This is a genomic window from Exiguobacterium sp. s161 (genome assembly GCF_018619045.1).
Lineage (GTDB): Bacteria > Bacillota > Bacilli > Exiguobacteriales > Exiguobacteriaceae > Exiguobacterium_A > Exiguobacterium_A indicum.
The window spans coordinates 34,083-53,240 of the sequence record NZ_JACSNH010000008.1; the positions used below are offsets into that span (position 1 = coordinate 34,083).

16 protein-coding genes, 1 pseudogene and 1 riboswitch are annotated in these 19,158 nt (G+C 36.5%); of the genes and pseudogenes, 10 read left to right on the plus strand and 7 right to left on the minus strand.

The genetic code is table 11. The features are described 5' to 3' along the window. Positions 1-152: 152 nt before the first annotated feature. Positions 153-1,229, minus strand: coding sequence for a hypothetical protein (locus KNQ14_RS15405; RefSeq protein ID WP_214861686.1), 1,077 nt, complete (start codon positions 1,227-1,229; stop codon positions 153-155). A gap of 1,131 nt (positions 1,230-2,360) precedes the next feature. Further along, on the minus strand, positions 2,361-3,794 hold the full coding sequence (locus KNQ14_RS15410) for a hypothetical protein (RefSeq protein ID WP_214861688.1): 1,434 nt from the start codon (positions 3,792-3,794) through the stop codon (positions 2,361-2,363). A 362-nt stretch (positions 3,795-4,156) separates the two neighbouring features. On the opposite strand from KNQ14_RS15410, the gene KNQ14_RS15415 reads away from it, so the two are divergent. Then, positions 4,157-4,531, plus strand: a complete 375-nt coding sequence (locus tag KNQ14_RS15415) for a hypothetical protein (protein ID WP_214861690.1) — start codon at positions 4,157-4,159, stop codon at positions 4,529-4,531. 22 nt (positions 4,532-4,553) lie between these two features. Here KNQ14_RS15415 and KNQ14_RS15420 read toward each other — a convergent pair whose 3' ends face one another. From KNQ14_RS15420 to KNQ14_RS15430, 3 genes are all read right to left on the minus strand, one after another. Beyond that, complete coding sequence (locus tag KNQ14_RS15420; RefSeq protein ID WP_214861692.1) at positions 4,554-5,069, minus strand: DinB family protein; 516 nt, start codon at positions 5,067-5,069, stop codon at positions 4,554-4,556. Between the two features lie 79 nt (positions 5,070-5,148). Continuing rightward, positions 5,149-6,054: a helix-turn-helix transcriptional regulator gene (locus tag KNQ14_RS15425; protein ID WP_214861693.1), complete on the minus strand. Its 906-nt coding sequence runs from the start codon at positions 6,052-6,054 to the stop codon at positions 5,149-5,151. A gap of 249 nt (positions 6,055-6,303) precedes the next feature. Beyond that, positions 6,304-7,086, minus strand: a complete 783-nt coding sequence (locus tag KNQ14_RS15430) for an O-antigen polymerase (protein WP_214861695.1) — start codon at positions 7,084-7,086, stop codon at positions 6,304-6,306. A gap of 811 nt (positions 7,087-7,897) precedes the next feature. Then, positions 7,898-7,998: riboswitch (TPP riboswitch) on the plus strand. Positions 7,999-8,133: 135 nt separating this feature from the next. On the opposite strand from KNQ14_RS15430, the gene KNQ14_RS15435 reads away from it, so the two are divergent. The 6 genes from KNQ14_RS15435 to KNQ14_RS15460 all read left to right on the plus strand — a co-directional run bounded on the left by KNQ14_RS15435 (position 8,134) and on the right by KNQ14_RS15460 (position 13,956). Further along, positions 8,134-8,886, plus strand: a complete 753-nt coding sequence (locus KNQ14_RS15435) for a 3-oxoacyl-ACP reductase (RefSeq protein ID WP_214861697.1) — start codon at positions 8,134-8,136, stop codon at positions 8,884-8,886. A gap of 55 nt (positions 8,887-8,941) precedes the next feature. Next, the gene (locus KNQ14_RS15440) at positions 8,942-10,267 is read left to right on the plus strand and encodes an LLM class flavin-dependent oxidoreductase (RefSeq protein ID WP_214861699.1); all 1,326 of its coding nucleotides are present in this window, start codon (positions 8,942-8,944) and stop codon (positions 10,265-10,267) included. 301 nt (positions 10,268-10,568) lie between these two features. Continuing rightward, positions 10,569-10,970: a hypothetical protein gene (locus KNQ14_RS15445; RefSeq protein WP_214861701.1), complete on the plus strand. Its 402-nt coding sequence runs from the start codon at positions 10,569-10,571 to the stop codon at positions 10,968-10,970. Continuing rightward, complete coding sequence (locus tag KNQ14_RS15450; RefSeq protein WP_214861703.1) at positions 10,948-11,226, plus strand: hypothetical protein; 279 nt, start codon at positions 10,948-10,950, stop codon at positions 11,224-11,226. The genes KNQ14_RS15445 and KNQ14_RS15450 overlap by 23 nt, the downstream gene beginning before the upstream one ends. Positions 11,227-11,462: 236 nt before the next feature. Continuing rightward, positions 11,463-11,831, plus strand: coding sequence for an ArsR/SmtB family transcription factor (locus KNQ14_RS15455; RefSeq protein ID WP_214861705.1), 369 nt, complete (start codon positions 11,463-11,465; stop codon positions 11,829-11,831). Continuing rightward, complete coding sequence (locus KNQ14_RS15460) at positions 11,824-13,956, plus strand: heavy metal translocating P-type ATPase (protein ID WP_214861707.1); 2,133 nt, start codon at positions 11,824-11,826, stop codon at positions 13,954-13,956. Before KNQ14_RS15455 ends, KNQ14_RS15460 begins: the two co-directional genes overlap by 8 nt. 460 nt (positions 13,957-14,416) lie before the next feature. Here the strand turns inward: KNQ14_RS15460 and KNQ14_RS15465 are convergent. Then, positions 14,417-14,617: pseudogene (locus KNQ14_RS15465) on the minus strand (IS3 family transposase); the annotation flags it as partial. A 286-nt stretch (positions 14,618-14,903) separates the two neighbouring features. Here KNQ14_RS15465 and KNQ14_RS16945 point away from each other — a divergent pair. Both KNQ14_RS16945 and KNQ14_RS15475 read left to right on the plus strand, forming a co-directional pair. Beyond that, positions 14,904-15,140 carry a YolD-like family protein gene (locus KNQ14_RS16945; RefSeq protein WP_214861711.1) on the plus strand — a complete coding sequence of 79 codons (237 nt, stop codon included), beginning with the start codon at positions 14,904-14,906 and terminating at the stop codon, positions 15,138-15,140. Positions 15,141-15,225: 85 nt separating this feature from the next. After that, complete coding sequence (locus tag KNQ14_RS15475; RefSeq protein WP_214861713.1) at positions 15,226-17,109, plus strand: hypothetical protein; 1,884 nt, start codon at positions 15,226-15,228, stop codon at positions 17,107-17,109. A 145-nt stretch (positions 17,110-17,254) separates the two neighbouring features. Here KNQ14_RS15475 and KNQ14_RS15480 read toward each other — a convergent pair whose 3' ends face one another. Further along, positions 17,255-17,881, minus strand: coding sequence for a recombinase family protein (locus KNQ14_RS15480; protein ID WP_058266027.1), 627 nt, complete (start codon positions 17,879-17,881; stop codon positions 17,255-17,257). Between the two features lie 421 nt (positions 17,882-18,302). On the opposite strand from KNQ14_RS15480, the gene KNQ14_RS15485 reads away from it, so the two are divergent. Beyond that, entirely contained in the window at positions 18,303-19,151 is an 849-nt protein-coding gene (locus KNQ14_RS15485; protein ID WP_251132684.1) for a cation diffusion facilitator family transporter, read from the plus strand. Positions 19,152-19,158: the final 7 nt, after the last annotated feature.

Sequence of the window (19,158 nt, forward strand, 5' to 3'; positions counted from 1 at the left end):
TTTTCCTAAATAGTATGGCATATTGATATTGTCCTTGGATGGATCAATAAAATGAGTAGCATGACGATGAATTCGATCAAAAAGACTTAAAATGGCGTGGTTTTGTTGTCTTTTCACGACTATTTTCAAAAAAAAGCATGACAAATAGACCATCATGCAATGGCCAATTTTTCCGATACGATTCGGAGTCGTTCATTTAGATAGAGAATTGGTGATTCAAAGAAGAGACGATAGAGTTCTGAATCTTCAAGACGGTCCCCGTATTGATAGAAATCGTTTCGAATCGAACGAATGACTGCATCACATGCAGCAAATCCGTACGTATCACTCAACGACTGCAGCGATGTTTGCGGAACTTCTAATGCATCAAAATCTACGTAGTCACGAGCGACTTCTCGAAGATCGAACCAACTGATCAACGTACGCGCCCGTTCCGCTTCCCGGATACGCTTACTGTTAATTTGGTCTTCGAGTTTCACGTGAAACATTAAAGGACGTGTTACGGTATGTATGCGCTTCTTAAGCGAGACATTCTCTTTAACAGCAGATAAGAAGTCTTTCGTGTTCTCAACCAAATGCACATTAAAGAACTGAGATAGTTGATCAAGCATACCTTTTACAGCCAAACGGTGTCCACAGTAACGCGGTAGGAATCCGCGGACTTCATCATACGTTAAAGTTGCCTTCTCTTGAGACTGGACATTTACGTCCCGCTCTACTTGTACAAGAGCACGTAACGCGACGCGAAGGATATTTACATGCTCAATATCCATCAGTTGGCGCACCATCTCACACCAAAGAGACGTATAACCGGTCTTCGATGTATACGTACCAGCTTCTTCAAAAAGATCACGGTAGTTTTCAAGATAATCTACGAGTTCAATGGTGACGACTCCAGAGAAATGAATCGAGTAGCGAATAAGTCCAATTGATTCAAAAAGGCGTAGGTTATTGTGTAACGATCGAACGGAAGTACGCGCATAGTGAGCCAATACTTCACTTTCCATCAATGAAAGAACGCCTTGATCATCGCAATGTGATAAAAGAGTCAATAAATGACGAATACGAGATTTTGTCCATTTCAAAGCCAGGAAAGGTCCTGGAATGTTATAGTGATGCTGTTCATATAAGAAACTGTCTTGACGTTTTGTCCAACGTGTTAATCCGCTCATCGCGATTAGCAATTTATTAGCGACCAATACATGACGATTTTCATGTTGAAATGACATACCTACACCTCCTCTACTCTGAACTATTATTACTAGTATCCTGTTCAGAAAAGGAACTGTCAAAACGCGGTTTCGGTACGGTCAAAAACGACCAATGTGCTAAAAACGTTGATATGAAGCCGTTTTCAGATACAAAAAAGATGTCATTTCAGTACGGTCAGAAACGACCAGAATCTCTGGAATCCATATATAATGCGCTTTCTAGAGGTTTTTCTTAAGTAAATTCATACATGTAGCGATGCAATATGTCATTCTGGTACGGTACATAACGACCAAATGATTAAAAGTGTCATTTCAGTACGGGATAAAGCGACTAAAATGTTCAAAAGTGTCGTTTGAGTACGGTATATGACGACCAAATGGATAAGATAGGCGCTTTAAAATAATTTTTAAAAAATGTTCTAAAGTGCAGAAGTGTCATTCTGGTACGGGAAACAACGACCAAAATCACAAAACTGTTGTTTTGGTACGGTGATCGGCGACCTAAATACATAAAGTGTTGTTTCAGTACGGTCAAATCCGACAAAAATGCTAAAAATATAAGAAAAAGTGCTGTTTCAGTACGGTAAATAACGTCTGAATTTGAAAAATGGTCGTTTTCCGACACGATTCGACATGTACGATCAATATATATTCGGGAGAATAAGACATCCAATTAATATGTGAGCTCTTACAACAAGAAAAAAATATAGAAAAAATAAAACAGAACAAATGTTCTTGTTTTGTGTTTGTTACTTCATAAACTACCATCTATGTTGGTACTACATTACAGATCTTTTGATATAATCGTTTGTATAAACATATGATTGTGATTGGCGAAGTGTACATGAGCATGGCCGAGTGCTTAATGCTGCTTATTTTTGATTATAGTATTGCTGTTAAAGCGATCATAAAGCGACCATATTTTTCAATGGCAAACATGACACGATAGTTAATCTCGATTTAATAGGACAAAGACAATCTAGGCTAGGCATATGAGAAAAAACGCTTATTTACTATCATATAGTTTCAAGGAGAATTATAACTAGTATTCACAAAAGAGCGTATGAGATTCATGATCTCATACGCTCTTTTATTTACATTTATGAAGAATGGAAGAAGACTACTTTCTATTGATCTGTTCGATATTCCTTATAGGAGAAGGGCATTGCGGCGATCATCATGTTCCCAGCGTTCCAAGGGATGGAAGTATAAGAAATAGTAGTCACCGGACCGATGCCAATCTTGAATGATAAAATCAAGTTCTTTGATACGATCCAAGTTAGTTTCAAGCTCTTTCAAGTTTTCTGCTTTTCGACTCTTATTAAATCGAATCGAGTGTGTAAACTGACGCCAATGCCGTTTCGCGGGCATTGGTTCGTTTAACTGATACGAGTTAAGTCGTTCCTTTTGAAGTACAAAGGATAAATGATAAGCGAACGTTCCTTTTAATCGTTCAATCTGTTCTCCATAGATGCTGATGATCTGTTGTTTTAATAAATCATCATAAACTTCCTCAGAGACGGTGACAGTAATTTGTGTGTCCCGCTTAACAGAAGAAGCATTACTAATTTTAACAGAGGAGAAGAGACCGAAGATTGAGAGGTCCCCTTCCTCATTTCTAACAGCTACGCGATAATAACCGAGTTTTACAAGACGTTGGGTTGTGAGGGTATAGCTTTTCCCGCTATCGTTTCCATAAATCTTTTTGACAAGTTTTGAGATCGGGAAGACGATTTTACGACTCGTTTGAAACGTCACATCGCGATACGACAGAATCTCGTTAAAGGCTTCGAAATCGCGGGCATCAAGATCCGGGACTTTTCCGTCGAGTTCTGCAAGAAACTCATTACTGACGAGAACGGATAAATTTGTCGGTATACCTTGTTTGTATTTAGGAACGACAGCGGAGAAGTCATGGAGGTCAAGAGATAAGTCCGTCAACATACCTTCTCCTTGATTGAACTTTTCCGTCGTATTTTTCATGCGATCAGCGATTCCAAAGAACGGTACCGTAATCGACGTAGAAGTCGCAACGTGTGCTTTGGGTTGCGCACGTTTCAATTCCTTCGCAACCTCTCCAATAACCATTAGAATATCGGTCCGCATCGTTGTCGTTTGCTGATTCTTCGTTTTTTGTCCCCAATGCGGATACGTATGAATTAGCAAGTTATTATTTTCAGCCCATTCTTCAAGTTCCTGTATGTGTTCTTGCATCAACTTCTCAACACTATCAGCAGAGAACTTTCGCTGGAAACCTTCTTTTCCCGCAATGTCCCAATACTCAAGGTACATTTTATGAAGGCCACGTAGTTCTTTCATCGGACCTTTGTTCTCAACATAGTTTTTTACGGCTGCCCGTACCCAGCGCCGTTTTAATTTCTTAAAGGAATAATAACGAAGCTTGGTATATACATCTTCTTCGTTTTGAAATTCATAAAATTCTTCATAAAGTTGATTGACATAGGCTTCGACATCAATGATATCAATGGAGATTAGTTGTTCGGTCACATCGTTCTCGAGCAATGTCTTCGCTGCTTGAGAGACAACAAGTTGTCTATGTTGGATGGATGAGGTAGAGTCCATAATGCACGCCCCCTTAATTCGATATAATTAGCATAGCATGTCTGCAGAGGAGTGGGAAATTAGATAAAAAGTGTGCGCCGGCGCACACTTTTTATCTAATTGACAGCTATTAATAAACATCCTTTAACGAAATTTTGAATTGAATGTTTCACGTGAAACAAACGCATGAAGTTATTGTTTATGATCTAACTGAAAAAATGTGTGTTATTATACGTTCTTTTATTGATATTAGATGTCTACAACAAAAAGTGTGCGCCGGCGCACACTTTTTGTTGTATGTAATTCCTACTAAAGCGTAGTGAAGACATAGGTTCCTTATAGAATACTAAGATTAATGCGTAAGCTTTTTGAGATTCAAGAAAATGAAAGTAAGCATCGCTAGAAACATCGTTTTTTTTCAAACCCCGATAGCGGATCCAAAGCTACTCTTTGGTGTTCGCGAATACATATTCAATTATTTCTTGCCGCTTTCGGTAGAGCGTGCGACTCAAACCTATATGCCTGAGATATTCTACTTCATTCATCGCTTCTTGCCAGAGACGACGATGAATGATTTTTCTGTGATTGCGACTCTGCAGAAAAGCGAAGGACGCGATGATTCTCTCCAACAAACGATTCAAGAAGAACAAAAAAGCACAATCCTTCTCGTTAGAGAAAAATTGTACTTTATCTTTAGTCTGAAAAAAGTGTGCGCCGGCGCACACTTTTATTTCTTAAAAACAGCAATTTCTAATTGATTATTAACATTATTATGACCCTTTATGATTTAACTGTGGTGTCTTCATACCAAAAAAGAGAATAATCCATCATGAGTGAAGTTTCATTTTGTTGTCTAAGCATAGTAGTAATATTACCTAGATGATACGTCCCATGATTAGATACGTGTAAAAGAATTTCTTCAAAGGTCGTTTGCCGTGGACCAGACCAAGGATTATTTACATCTATCATCACAGCGAGATCAGAGTTCTCATTTATGAAGGTTTGATACTGTAAGGCTAGTTCTTTAAAGGCAGCTTTAAATTCAACTACTGTATACGCATCAGTAGTTGATAATTGAGCCATTGCTTCTTGTAATGCGTGTTGAAAATCTTCTTGTTTTAATATCTGAATCCACATGGTATCAACAGCAAGAATATGGCTGAGGGTTTTAGCAATAGTAGGATAAGAGCTTTTGATCTCCTTTTTTAAAACTTCTTTCGGCAATTTATCTAGATGATCTAACATCACTCTCATTGCCCATTCATGATAAGAAACCATCGTTTTTCCAGCGTTCATTCAAATCGCTCCTTTAGTTGTAGTAGTAATCGTTGTCTAACTACATTCAGTATAAAAAAGGATATATGACAACTGACTGTCATATATCCTCATATAAATTCAATATTTTTTTAGCTTCATTTTTTAAGACGTCTTGTAAGAATAAAGGTTGAATGACTACTACGCCTGATCGGAAACTTAACAATATGTTAATGAGCCATTCTGCATGTAATGGTGTAGGTAACATCAATGTCACTGTGATACTACCATCTTTCTCTTGCGTCATTGAGTCATGTTGAAAATGATTTAATACTAAGTGAATCGATTGAGGATGGACCCGTAAAATGACACGCTCTTTTGAACGGCTAACTACTGGCAGCTCTTTGGGTAAACGATGAGTGTCCTTAATGGGAGTTGTTAGTCTCTCAAGGTTGAGTATATGTGAGACTTTAAATTCACGATAGTCGTTTCTTAAATGGCAGTAAGCGTATAGATACCACGTCCGAAACTTGTATTGTAGTGAAAGAGGATCTACTTCTCGAGTAGTCTGTTCATTTTGAGTACTAATATACTGAAAGCAAACACGTGTTGATTCTTTAATGCTTTTTTGAAGATCAATTAATAAAGAAGGATCAATTGAAAAGTGAGTTAAATCAATATGTAGGTGATTCTTTTGTTCTTCTGATGTGAGAATGGACAGACGATCAACAGTCTTTTTAAGATCGTGATCATTTAATTGATTCGATAAATTTTTGACTAAAGACAATACCTCAAGCATAGAAGAAGCGTCTAAAAACGTTTTATCCCATTTGTAATTCTCTATAATACCGAATCCACCGTTTGTTCCATGGTACGAAGTAATAGGAATACCAGCTGCACTAATGGTTTCGATATCTCGATAAATTGTTCTCTGAGAGACATTTAATTCTTCAGCTAGTTGTGAAGCAGAAATGGTAGAGCGATGGAGTAGCTTAAATATAATAGTGAGTAAACGTTCAAGTTTCAATGGATTCTCCTTTTCGTAAAACACAACGGAAGTATTTATGTACACCTTTAAAGTATAGATGAATTATTCTTAATTAATAATGGAAACGCGTTTCGTATTATCAAGAATAAAATACAATAACAAAAAGTATGCGCCGGCGCATACTTTTTGTTATTTCACTTACCACATTGTTAGTTAGAAATTTAATCACTCATTTAATCCGAAATAAATCTACCGATTATAATACGCGAGAAAATTCATATACGCTTATCAATTCCAATCGCAAGCATTTCCGTCGTTATCACGATCTAAGTCATGGGGATCATCCATGGGACCTCCGGCAGCAAGATAAAAATCTTGAGCGGCCTGTGCACTTGAAAAATCTCCACAATCTCGGTCTGCGCCATATGGATCGAATTCTAGATCTGTTGTCACATCTTCCTCTACATATTCTTCGTCAGGAGCTTCTTCGTAGTCTTCTTCAGTAGCAAGATTTTCCGACGCTTCTGTCGATTCAATACTTGCTAGGGATGATTCAAGTTCATTTACTTTCTCTTCGGCGGCAATTCGTTTTGTTTCTTCTTCTTTGAACTTACTCTCAAGAGCAGAGCGTTTATCTGCTTCATCTTGATAGCTTTCAACTGTTTGCAAACGTAAGTCTTTTTCTCGTGCTAACTCCTCTTTCAATTTTTTCGTTTCTTGTTGTTGCTGTTTTAGTTTAAGTCGCGTGTCCTCTAAAGACGTTTCTAACTCCTTTGACTCTTTCTTTAATGATTCCAACATCTTTGTTTCTTTGGTAGAAGACCCAGCTTCTATTTTTTGAGGCTCATTTATTCTGTCTACCATATAAATAGAAATTGAAAAGGCAATGAATACTCCTAGCCAAACGACAAAAGTTGGATACTTTATTGGATTTCGAAGCCTTGGTTTAAAGTAAAAGTATAGACCAATTGCTGAGACCACTAAGCCAATCAGACTCCAAAAGGTGATGGTGAAGAGTAAAAGATAGACAATAGCAATAACGACGAGAAATAATACTTTTCGGATGTTCATAAGTTCAGCTCCTTTAAAATATTTGTATTTTTATTGTACATATTTACAAAGGAAAATAGATTAGGAATTTATAATTCTTCTTAAAAAACGCTTGTAACGATCGAGTACTAATTTAAATAAAATATAAGCAATTACTGATCAAACATAGTTGATAGCTTTTAAGAGAATAGACTTACACCAATCAACGCGATTTGAAAATAATCAGAAAAGCCTGTATGTCGTAGTCGATACACAAAGGACTGTCTAGCAGAAAATTGGGCATGACGCGGTAGCGGAAGAAAGAATGCTTCATTACTTAAATGATAATGAGAAAGGCATCTAACGTTTCAAGTCACTTAACTCTTACGCAGTTGAGAAGAACTCCAATGCTAATATGGAAAAGAAAATACATCATTGATTAAATTGATACGTTTTTATTCAAAAAGTAATAAAGGCATCAAATAGAGCACGTATAACTTTAAGGCGAAAAAATCAAGTCATCAACACGAAGAGAAGACGACCTACTTACCGCTTAATGGCTCCCATATGATGTTTACGCAAGATAAGCTTTACTTTAGTCCAAACATCATCGATTGGGACTTCTAGGTCACGTAATTGATCTGCAAAATTAAATCGCTCGTATATTAAGACATCATCAAAGGAAAAATGATAATTAAGATTGTCTAGTATAAGATATGACCGTAACAAAGCAATCTAGATCAGGTAATGATCCTATTTTTTACGCTCGATCTTCAAAGAGATACTATTAACAAATCACTTTCATCATCATTGACAGGTGTTCGCAAGACCACTAAAGTGAAGGTAACTTAAATAGAATCACTAGGGGTGTTATTAAACTGAGATGAGTAGCTACTCAAACCCTTTGAACCTGAACTAGGTCGTACTAGCGTAGGGAAGTGTAAACTCTGATGAACAAGTAGAGACGATCGTGTCGTTCTTTGCTATGTGATTATTTAGACGTGCGCAACTTTCCTTTTGGAGAGTTGCGTTTTTTTGTTTACTACTTCGTTATTTAAGTTGTAAAAATGGATGAGGGAGTGGACAAGAATGAGCAGAACAGTATTAGTGACAGGAAGTAGTCGAGGACTTGGGGCGACGATTGCAAGGGTGTTAGTACACAACGGATTTAAAGTGGTGATCAATTACTTTAAAAGCAAGGATGCGGCAGAACAACTTGTGAGCGAACTGGGAGTAGAGAATGCAATTGCCTTGTATGCAGATGTCACGAAGCGGGAAGATGTCGAGAGCATGATGCAATCCGCAACAGCACATTATGGTCAAATCGATGTTGTCGTGAATAATGCGTTAGTAGACTTCAAATTTGATCCGGTTGCGCAAAAATCGTTTATCGATTTAGAGTGGGAAGATTATCAAAAGCAACTGGATGGAACACTTAAAGCAGCGTTTCACATCATTCAAAGTGTTCTGCCACAATTTATAGAACGACATAGCGGTAGTATCATCAGCATTGGAACAAACCTCTATCAAAACCCAGTCGTTCCTTATCATGAATACACAACAGCAAAAGCAGGTCTGATTGGCTTTACTCGAAACCTAGCCGCGGAGTTAGGTCAATATGGCATAAACGTGAATGTCGTCTCCGGTGGGTTATTGAAAGTCACAGATGCGAGTGCTGTGACAACCGCTGAAGTATTCGATTTCATTGCCCAATCGACGCCGTTGAAAAAAGTGACGAGCCCAGAAGAAGTGGCTCAACTGGTTGCCTTTTTGGCATCAGAAGCAGCATCTGGGATTACAGGTCAAAACGTAACAGTCGATGGTGGGTTAACGATGAATTAAAGCGGGCGTTTTAAAAAATTCTCAGCTTGTAAGAGAAGGGATTCGTGAACAGAAGATGACGAACAGAAATCAGTTAAATATCGGCGTTTTGTTATATGGATGTGGTCATCACCAAGCCGCATGGTTGATGCCTGATTCTGCAATTGAAGAAATCGGAGAGAGTCGCTATTATCAGCGTTTGGCTCAAATAGCGGAAGGCGGATGTTTAGATGCGGTATTTTTTGCGGACAATCAATCCTTTCCGGCTACCAATGCGACAGATTTACCTGCCTTTTGGTTGGATCCTTTAATTAATCTAACGGCTATTTCTCAAGTGACGGATCATATAGGATTAGTCACTACGATATCAAGCACGTTCTCCAATCCGTATACAGTAGCAAGGCAACTTCTAAGCCTTGATCACGTAACGAAGGGGAGGGTAGGCTGGAACTTAGTGACCTCGATGACAGATTGGGAAGCACTAAACCACGGAATGGATGCACTTCCACCGAGGGAAGAGCGGTATAAAAAGGCGGACGAATTCGCTAAATTGATGGAGAAGCTTTTTTTATCATGGGATCATGCGGCTTTTCTCGCGGATCGATCAACTAACCGATTGATTGAGCCTGAAAGAATCCAACCCATCCATCATGCCGAATCCTACTATAGCGTAAAAGGTCCCTTGTCTACACCGTGTAGTCCTCAAGGGAAGCCAGTAGCGATGCAAGCAGGGGCGTCAGAACAAGGGATTGCCCTTGCAGCAAAACATGCGGATGCTGTCTATTCTGTGTCATGGAATTTTAAACAAGCCCATGCTTTTTGTGAAAAACTCCATAAGCAAATTACACAGACTGAATCACCCAATCGGAAGATTAAGATATACCCAGGCTTAGTAACGTATGTTGGTAAAACAAGAGAAGAGGCACTAGCCAAAAAAGCCGAACTAGATGAAAAATTACCGGTTGTCAATGCATTAAAACAATTGAGTTTTTTTCTGCAACAGGACTGCTCCACATGGGATCTCGAAGCAAAGATTCCGATCTTACCATCAATTGAAGATTTTTCAGGTCCCATTGGACGCTATCAAACGATTCTAGAGATTATCGAAGATACGGATCCGACGCTCAAAGAACTGTTAGGCTATTTAGCAGCCGGAGGAGGGCACCTTACATTGATTGGTACTCCGGAAGAAATTGTGGATCAGATGGAAACTTGGTTTAACGAAGGAGTGGCGGATGGCTTCAACTTAATGCCACCGTCACTACCATCAAGTTTAGAAGATTTTGTAGACATGATTGTTCCTGAGTTACAAAAGAGAAGATTGTTTAAAGAGTCCTATCAAAGTACTATGCTTCGAGAACATCTAAGTTTAATTAATAAATTAGATGGAAATTTTAGCTAAATCCCGAAAAGATTTTGAAGAAATCCTTGAAGACCCGAAAACGAGTCGGCGTGACTTTCGATTGACGAACTTGATGTCGGAAATGGATGGAACGATCCAAATCTCATTGCTGCAAAATCTCGAATGGGAAGCTGGCATCCAGAAGAAATTTAATTATATCGTGAAATCTCACAGACACGAGTATTATGAAATTTTAAAAGATATAACCCCATTTCATAAATTGTTAAAAAGTTATATTTGTAGTATGTTAATTACATTTTTTAAATTTAAAATGGTATATTTATGGTAAGGGGATGTTATCATGTTAAAAAGAGTTACGTTAGTATTTTTGATGATGTGCTCAGCTATCACAATGTTATTTGTTGCTTCAAAGAATTCAGTAGGTGAGAGTACCATTTCCTTGGAAGAACCAGGAGTATTCAAAATTTCACTTATGATCATCATCGGATTATTTTTGTTGCCGTTGATTTTATCTCTTTTCAGTAACAGTGTGATTAAAAAGATAAATATCGCGTATCAATCAATTATAGTTTTGACATTCTTGGGATTAATTCCGATAGGTTTTATGATTCCTAATGGCATAACAACAATTCTCGTTTCAGTTCTTGGAACATTATTGAGCATCATGAGTATTGTTGTTTTAGTGATGGATAAAACATCAAGAAGTCCTCGGGATCGGAATGCGAGGACTTCGCATTATTGAGACTGTTATTTTTTTGGTGGAGGTTTTTTCTTTGCAGAAGATGGGGTTTTGTTTCGTATTAGCGGCACTTACTAAAATGTGGTTATCCATTTACTTATCTGATTTTTATTTGCTTAAGGAGTTAGATGTGACTGGTAGCTCCGAAGGAGATGCCTTTGAGGCGATTCCAGATCTGGCTTGGAAGATAATTGCGGTAGAACTTGTTATCGGGATTGTTTTGATTGTACTAGACAGAAAAAAGAAAGTAGAAAAATGATATGAAAAAGCCATCATTTCTTATTCGGAATGATGGCTTTTTCATATCCTTGCGTGAAATGACAATTCCTCGTAAGGATACCGTTGGTATCAAGCCAAGCACGAAAAAAACGGGCGAAATCGCCCGTTTTCACAAACTTTTTTAATTAACATTCAAGTGATCACTTGAATGTTAATTAAAAAAGTTTTATTATTATTATTATTCAAATAATCACTTGAATGTTAAGGAGTGGGAACATGGTGAAAAAAAATGTTTGTGAAATCTACTGTTACGACGACCAAAAGGTAGATCGTATCCAAAAAGAATTGAAGATGATTGATATTTCGATTATGAATCAGCTATTTAAAGCTATTGCTGACGAAAATCGCGCAAAAATAATTTTTGCTTTGTGTAAAGATGATGAATTATGCGTTTGTGATATAGCTAATATCATTGGTTCTACTATTGCAAATACTTCACACCATTTAAGGACTCTTCAAAAACAAAAAGCAGTAAAGTTTAGAAAAGAAGGGAAATTCATGTTTTATTCTTTAAAGGATGAATATATTAGACAGTTAATGCTTATCGCATTGGACCATAATAAAGAGGTGGAAGTGAATGTCTGATCAGTCGAAAAAAAAATCTGATATAGAGGGAAAAACCTATCGTGTACAAGGTTTTACTTGCACAAACTGTGCTTCTATCTTTGAAGAGAATGTAAGAAAGTTGCCCGGTGTTCAGGATGCGAACGTAAACTTTGGTGCGTCAAAAGTTTACGTTAAAGGCTCAACAACGATTACTGAATTAGAAAAAGCAGGATCATTTGAAAATCTGAAAATCCGGTCTGATAAAGAACAAAGAATTGAAAAAGAAACTTTTTGGAAGCAAAAAGAAAATATTAAGGTCTATATTTCGACGATACTCCTTGTTATCAGTTGGTTTATAGGAAAGCAATATGGAGAAGAATATTTTCCACCGACGGTAGGTTACGCAGCGTCTATCCTGATTGGAGGATATTCATTATTCATTAAAGGATTAAAAAATTTAATTAGGCTAAAATTTGATATGAACACGCTGATGACCATTGCTATCATCGGTGCTTCAGTAATTGGCGAATGGGGTGAAGGAGCGACAATTGTTATTCTATTTGCCGTTAGTGAAGCATTAGAACGTTATTCAATGGATAAAGCTCGTCAATCTATCGAATCGTTGATGGATATTGCTCCAAAAGAAGCTTTAATTCGTCGTGATAATAAAGAAATTTCATTGCACGTTGATGATATTCAAGTTGAAGATATTATGATAGTAAAACCTGGACAGAAATTAGCTATGGATGGATTGGTTGTTAAAGGTACTTCCACAATAAATCAAGCTGCAATCACAGGAGAAAGTGTTCCGGTAACAAAAATAATTAATGATGAAGTATTTGCAGGAACGTTAAATGAGGAAGGTCTACTAGAGGTTAAAGTAACAAAAAGAGTTGAGGACACAACGCTTTCGAAGATTATTCATCTTGTAGAAGAAGCTCAAGCAGAGCGAGCACCATCTCAAGCATTTGTTGATAAATTTGCTAAATATTATACACCAGCGATTGTAGTTTTAGCTTTTTTGATTTCGGTTATTCCTCCAATGCTATTTAACGGGGATTGGAGCGAATGGGTTTATCGAGGTCTGGCTATACTGGTAGTAGGTTGTCCATGTGCGTTAGTCGTTTCAACACCAGTTGCTGTTGTTACAGCAATAGGAAATGCTGCGAAAAATGGTGTGCTAATCAAAGGTGGAATCCACCTAGAAGAGGCGGGAAACCTTAAAATAATCGCTTTTGATAAGACTGGAACTTTAACAAAAGGTGTTCCTGTTGTAACAGATATTGTGACATATGATAAGGATGAAAAAGAATTAATGGCGATAATGGCAGCTATTGAAAAAGGATCGCAACATCCATTATCTTCAGCAATTATAAGAAAAGCAGAAGAAACTGGATTGGATTTAAATGCCTTGTCGGTTGATGAATTTCAATCTATTACAGGCAAAGGATTAAAAGCTAAAGTAAATAACAAAATATATTACGTGGGGAGTCCAAAGCTATTTGAGGAATTGCATCAAACAATTAAAAGTACTATCAAACAAAAAATTTCTCTTATGCAAACTGAAGGGAAAACCGTAATGATACTAGGGACGGAAAAAGAAATTCTTTCTTTAATCGCTGTATCAGATGAGATAAGAGGATCGTCTAAAGAAGTCATTGGCAAATTGAATCAAATGGGAATTGAAACAGTTATGCTAACAGGTGATAATCAAAGAACTGCAACTGCAATTGGAAAACAAGTCGGTGTTTCTGAAATTAAAGCTGACTTGTTACCAGAAGATAAGCTGATTTTTGTAAAAAGACTTCTTGGGAAGCACAATAGTGTTGCTATGGTTGGTGATGGTATCAATGATGCACCTGCACTGGCGGCATCTTCAGTAGGAATAGCAATGGGAGGAGCCGGGACAGATACCGCATTAGAAACGGCTGATATTGCATTGATGTCCGATGACTTACGTAAGTTGCCTTACACCATTAAGTTAAGTCGAAAAGCTTTGACTATTATAAAACAAAACATTAGTTTTTCCTTAGCCATTAAGTTGGTCGCATTATTGCTAGTAGTACCAGGTTGGCTAACTCTCTGGATTGCTATATCTGCGGATATGGGTGCGACGCTACTTGTAACTTTAAATAGTTTAAGACTACTAAAGGTGAATGAATAAAAAGAGAAGGTAAAATAACAAATAATTAAAGATGCTTGGATACAACTCAGTTTCACAAGTGAAGAAAGAAGGAATCGCCATCGTCACAGATGTGCAATTCCTTTTTTTATTTAAGGGGTCCCCCCAACAAAACGCGGAAAACATACGCTAAGTCAATTTCTGGATGAAATAAATCGACTTTTTCCTATGCTAAGGAATTAATAGCCTTTCATATTGGCTAAATAATCTTAGAATTCTAAGCGATGATATACTCCTTTTTTCTAAAACTCAACCTTATTTAACCCCTGAATCCTAGGGTCTTTTTTTATGTAGAGGAATTGGCTTTGATAATGTCTTCTGTATATTTGAGATGGGGTATATCCACTTAGTTGCTTAATATGATTTTAAAAATGCCCCTATTAATAGTATTGTGAACTGAGCCCTACAGTTTGGACAGTTTAATAAAAGCACCCTTAACGTTTTAAGCTGCTATGATATGGCTTCGGTATTGTACCGGAGTCATCTTTTGTAGTTTCCATTGTCTTCGTTCGCTATTGTAATAATCAATGTAAGCATCGACCATGGCACAGACCTTATCGAGGTCAGATGCTAATTTATAATCGACATAATCTTTCAAGTGCCCAAAGAACGATTCCATCGGGGCATTATCCAAGCAGTTTCCTCAAAGATTTGTATCGGTCGCTTACCAGCTAAATTCTCACGTAAAGCGTGAATCTTAAATTCTCCTTTGTATTGAATCGTACGATCTGAAATCGTACGATCTGATACAGAGGCTACGTGAAGATTCGCTTCAAGTTGTCTGATTTGATCTGGATTGAAGGTGCGTCTGTTCATGAATAGTTCTCTCGTCTAAATTGAATAGGTACAGTATATCGATATCTTTAAACACAAAAAAACCCGAATGGGGTCTTTTATCAAGTGTCCACCATTCAGGGTTCAGTTCAGAGATGGATGATCAAATGATGTTTGTTTATGAGGAAATAATTAGCGAAGCATTGTTTAATGGAAGCCAGATCAAAATAACGTATTACGACAATTTTTCCTGTTCTATGAAATATATCAATGGATCTGTAAAAATAATGGATTATAATGATAAATGTGTTAAATTGATTAGCAGGCAGAACGAGACAGGAACCATAGAATTTGAAAAAATTGTTGGTATAGAAATGATAAGCGAGCTATAGGTATTTCGAATTTTTATGGGAGATAGCCTAATGATATATGAATAATGTTAGTAATATAAAACAAAGTACGGATCGGGGGATAAACTTGATTAATAAAATAAAAAATGTTCTGAAAATATGGAGAAATAAAAGTAATAAACTAAAATACAGACTATTGAGATTTTATTATAAATTGGACGCGAAATATAGGTATAAGAGTTTATACGTATTTGGTAGTCTAATTAGAAAAGTTGAAATAGTTGCAGCATTGATAATTTTATTAGGCATATTCCATCTTACAGATATCATTAATGTATCTTATTTTAATTATATGTTAGAGTCCTTACCGGTTCTATCGAATGGTATCAATAAGCAACTTGTATTTGCTCAACTCAGTATTACCTTTATTATAACGTCGATATTTTCTCTAATAATTACTTTAAAGAAAGAAAAAATATTGGGTAGTTCTGTCTACACAATTACCTTTGCTAGATCTATATTTGGTAACATTATAGTTGTAAGTTTCACTGTATTTTCTCTTTTATTTTTAAATATATTGCTCTATTTAAAAAATAAATTCCCCGAAGCCATTTTACCCTTGTTTTTAATTACCTTAGGGGTTTTTTCTTTCTTCATCTTGAAGATTATCTTATTTACTAATAATGATAAAATTAGTGCGGATAAAGTAGGTAGCATATACCTTTGGGAAAACAGAAAAATTATTCAAAAAGGAATAAAACGTAAAAGAACCCAGGCTCTAAATGAGCGTTCTTTTCTCTTCAACTTGAACGAGGACACAATCAAAAAAATATTGAAAAAGGACATAGAATACTTAGAGAACTTCCATGTTTTCGAAAGGGTAACAAGTATTGCTTTATATAATTATAAGTTAGATATTCAAGAATATCACTTAGAATGGCAAGTGAATTCTGATACTATAGATTACTGGATTAAAGCTATTAAAAAACTATCTGAAGTGGAACTATACAGAGATGCTTTGAATCAATATAATACTATGTTAAATCTTTTTATCAAACACGAGGTATATATTTCATCTTACGTCCTGAGTAATTTATTAAAGGAAATTATTGCAGGAATTTCTTCAAAAAAAAACAAAGGTATATTTGACCAAAATAAACAGCAACTGCTGAATGCAATGGAAATAACAATGAATCATCTTTATTACAGAATAAATAATGATTTTTCTTATACACGTTTGGGAAAGCTGGGAAGGATAAGTCCAAGGGATATGTCTTCTACTTTTTTCGTAGATTACTATGATATTGTAGATAAAAAATTAGGATTAAACGACTTAGAGAAGTCAAAAGAATTGATTTATTTTTACGAACAAATTGAAGCAATCTCTAATAGGGTCACGAGGTTAAATCATGAAAATTTAAGTTTATTGAATTTTGAAGGAATGTATGTTGAAACGCGCTCACATAAAGGGAACTTTACTCTTGTTGGAAGTCCACTTAGTCAATTGATCATTACATTAGTGCAAGAAAAAAAGATTAGCAATATTTTATATTTCTTAAAAACAGAAAACAATGATTCAATTTATTTTACTTGCTTAATGATCGCTACAAGGTTAATGCGGTTATACTTTATTGTGAATCTTAAAAAGCAAGCGGAAGTTGCAGATATTTTAATGATGTTCTTAATCAAATTGACTGAATGGGACTACTACAAAATAAAAGTGTCTTGTCATGAAATTGAAAAAATAATTAACTCACCTATTTCAACAGATATACATGCTGCTTTCGATGAACCTATAAATACTTTTGATTCATATTTTCTTTCGATAGTTAAACAGTCTGTAATGATGAAGAAAAAAGGAGTTGATGTTAATTCCATAATATTCTCTAATTATGATTTGGGCGAATTTGCTAAACTTTTTTCAGATGTTCCCTTTAATCTGCTTGATAAATTACAAGAAACTATAGAGGATGAATTAGAGGGGAAATATGGTGTGTTGTATCTTCTTTAATAAATTAGTGATCGGAAAAAGAACTTAATTAAAAGTTCTTTTTTTGGTTTTTTATATTAAACGGTCGTTTAATATAAGAACAATGCGTGTGTGAAATTCAAAAAAATCCTCCTGTCCTCAGTCCAAGAGGATCTTCAAGAAATCATCACTCAATGTGTACAGCATCTTTTTCTTCTTTTTCAAGAGCGGTTACTAATTTATAGAAGCTTGTTTTTTTGACTCCGGCTTCTTGCATCGCTTTGACTGCGGTTATTTCTTTACGCTTCCATCTCTGATAGACTTCCCTGAATTCGTCTGATATTAAAACCTTGGGTCTCCCGAATTGAACACCATTTTGTAGGGCTAAGTCGATGCCTTCCCGTTGCCGTTTCCGAATCCGTTGCCTTTCTTCCTCAGCCATCCAAGAAAGGATCTGCAATACTAGATCTGCAATGAATGTCCCCATGCTGTCTTTATATTGGGTAGTATCGAGTAATGGCATATCTAATACAATGATGTCAGCTTCGATATTTTTGGTTAGATCGTTCCACTCTTGTAGGATCTCTTCTTTATTGCGACCGAATCGATCAAGTGAATGAATGCATAACACATCACCTTTTCGGATGATCCGTTTGAGTAACTGATAATTTGCGCGCTCGAAATTCTTTCCACTTTGTTTATCGAGATAAATGTCGCGCTCGTTGATGCCGACGTTTTTCATGGCCTCTAGTTGTCGACCCTCATTTTGATCTTTACTGCTGACCCGTATGTATCCAAATTTACGATTTTCCATAATTCACCTCGAAAACGATTTTCTTAACTCATTATACTTGAAATCGGTTCGTAAAAGTACATGTAAAAAAGCGAACGTCCGTAAAGTGAATTTATACTTTTTCGGACGTTATTTTGATATGTCAGAAGTTATTTTTCATGTGTCCGTAAAAGTGTACTTTTACGAACGCTTTTTAAAGAGCTCACTTAATATAAGAAACTGTATTTAACATATTTTCACTGCCCGTCTATTAGTTCATCGCCATTTTGCGAAATGCTTTTTGCGTTGTTCCTTCAACTGCTTTGCATATAATGACGTTTCCAGGGAATAGACGACTAAAGGATAGAAGGAACGTTAGCAAAATATACAGATGCTTCTGTTGTGTATTTAGAATCTATGTAATTTTTCTGAAATCAAAACTGAAACAGGAGAGGGATGTATTATGGCAAAAGCTCATAAATCCACCAAGAACATTAAGTTGGCTTTCGTGATCAACCTTCTATTTTCAATAGGAGAACTCATTGGCGGCTTTTTAATTAACAGCATTGCAATCATGTCGGATGCCATTCATGATCTAGGGGATGCCATTGCTTTAGGAATTTCCTGGTTTCTCCAAAACTTTTCAAATAAAGAAGGGGATGAAAAGTTTTCGTTCGGCTATAAACGTTTCTCGCTTTTGGGCGCATTAATCAATGCAGCTGTTTTGATTGCCGGCTCTATTTATATTTTTACTCAAGCCATCCCTTTGCTGTTTAATCCGGAACATTCCAATGCCCAAGGGATGATTTGGTTTGCCGTTGTAGGCGTTCTTTTAAATGGTTATGCAGCTTTCAAGTTACATAAAGGAAAATCAGTAAATGAAGGAGTCCTGTCCTGGCATATGCTCGAAGATGTCTTAGGGTGGGTGGCAGTGCTGATTGTCGGCATTGTTCTGCTGTTCAAGGATATCCACATCCTCGACCCGATTTTATCTCTTGCAATTGCATTGTTTATTTTGGTAAACGTTGTGCGCAACCTTACTAAAACCATGAAAATTTTGTTGGAAGGCGTACCTGAGGGAATTAATATAGAAGAAATGCAGGCGAAAATCGAAAAAATTCCTGGGGTGTTAGCTGTTCAGGATTTAAACATTTGGTCGATCGACGGAGAAGAGAATGCACTGAATCTACATCTTTCTGTTGAGGGAGATAATCTTGCGGATTCAGCCGCTATAAAAGAAAAAGTAAGAATGGCCACTTCTGACCTGAAAATTGCTCATTCTGTCATTGAACTGGAATGGAAAGACCGCTAATAACCTT

Excerpts from the sequence above, each read along its gene's own strand:
- KNQ14_RS15430 (WP_214861695.1), bottom strand. The coding sequence starts at position 7,086 with ATGAACATCCGAAAAGTATTATTTCTCGTCGTTATTGCTATTGTCTAT.
- KNQ14_RS15455 (WP_214861705.1), top strand. The coding sequence starts at position 11,463 with ATGGTGAAAAAAAATGTTTGTGAAATCTACTGTTACGACGACCAAAAG.
- KNQ14_RS15435 (WP_214861697.1), top strand. The coding sequence starts at position 8,134 with ATGAGCAGAACAGTATTAGTGACAGGAAGTAGTCGAGGACTTGGGGCG.
- KNQ14_RS15420 (WP_214861692.1), bottom strand. The coding sequence starts at position 5,069 with ATGAACGCTGGAAAAACGATGGTTTCTTATCATGAATGGGCAATGAGA.
- KNQ14_RS15405 (WP_214861686.1), bottom strand. The coding sequence starts at position 1,229 with ATGTCATTTCAACATGAAAATCGTCATGTATTGGTCGCTAATAAATTG.
- KNQ14_RS15460 (WP_214861707.1), top strand. The coding sequence starts at position 11,824 with ATGTCTGATCAGTCGAAAAAAAAATCTGATATAGAGGGAAAAACCTAT.
- KNQ14_RS15480 (WP_058266027.1), bottom strand. The coding sequence starts at position 17,881 with ATGGAAAATCGTAAATTTGGATACATACGGGTCAGCAGTAAAGATCAA.
- KNQ14_RS15415 (WP_214861690.1), top strand. The coding sequence starts at position 4,157 with ATGAAAGTAAGCATCGCTAGAAACATCGTTTTTTTTCAAACCCCGATA.
- KNQ14_RS15410 (WP_214861688.1), bottom strand. The coding sequence starts at position 3,794 with ATGGACTCTACCTCATCCATCCAACATAGACAACTTGTTGTCTCTCAA.
- KNQ14_RS15485 (WP_251132684.1), top strand. The coding sequence starts at position 18,303 with ATGGCAAAAGCTCATAAATCCACCAAGAACATTAAGTTGGCTTTCGTG.
- KNQ14_RS15450 (WP_214861703.1), top strand. The coding sequence starts at position 10,948 with ATGCGAGGACTTCGCATTATTGAGACTGTTATTTTTTTGGTGGAGGTT.
- KNQ14_RS15445 (WP_214861701.1), top strand. The coding sequence starts at position 10,569 with ATGTTAAAAAGAGTTACGTTAGTATTTTTGATGATGTGCTCAGCTATC.
- KNQ14_RS15440 (WP_214861699.1), top strand. The coding sequence starts at position 8,942 with ATGACGAACAGAAATCAGTTAAATATCGGCGTTTTGTTATATGGATGT.
- KNQ14_RS16945 (WP_214861711.1), top strand. The coding sequence starts at position 14,904 with ATGGATGATCAAATGATGTTTGTTTATGAGGAAATAATTAGCGAAGCA.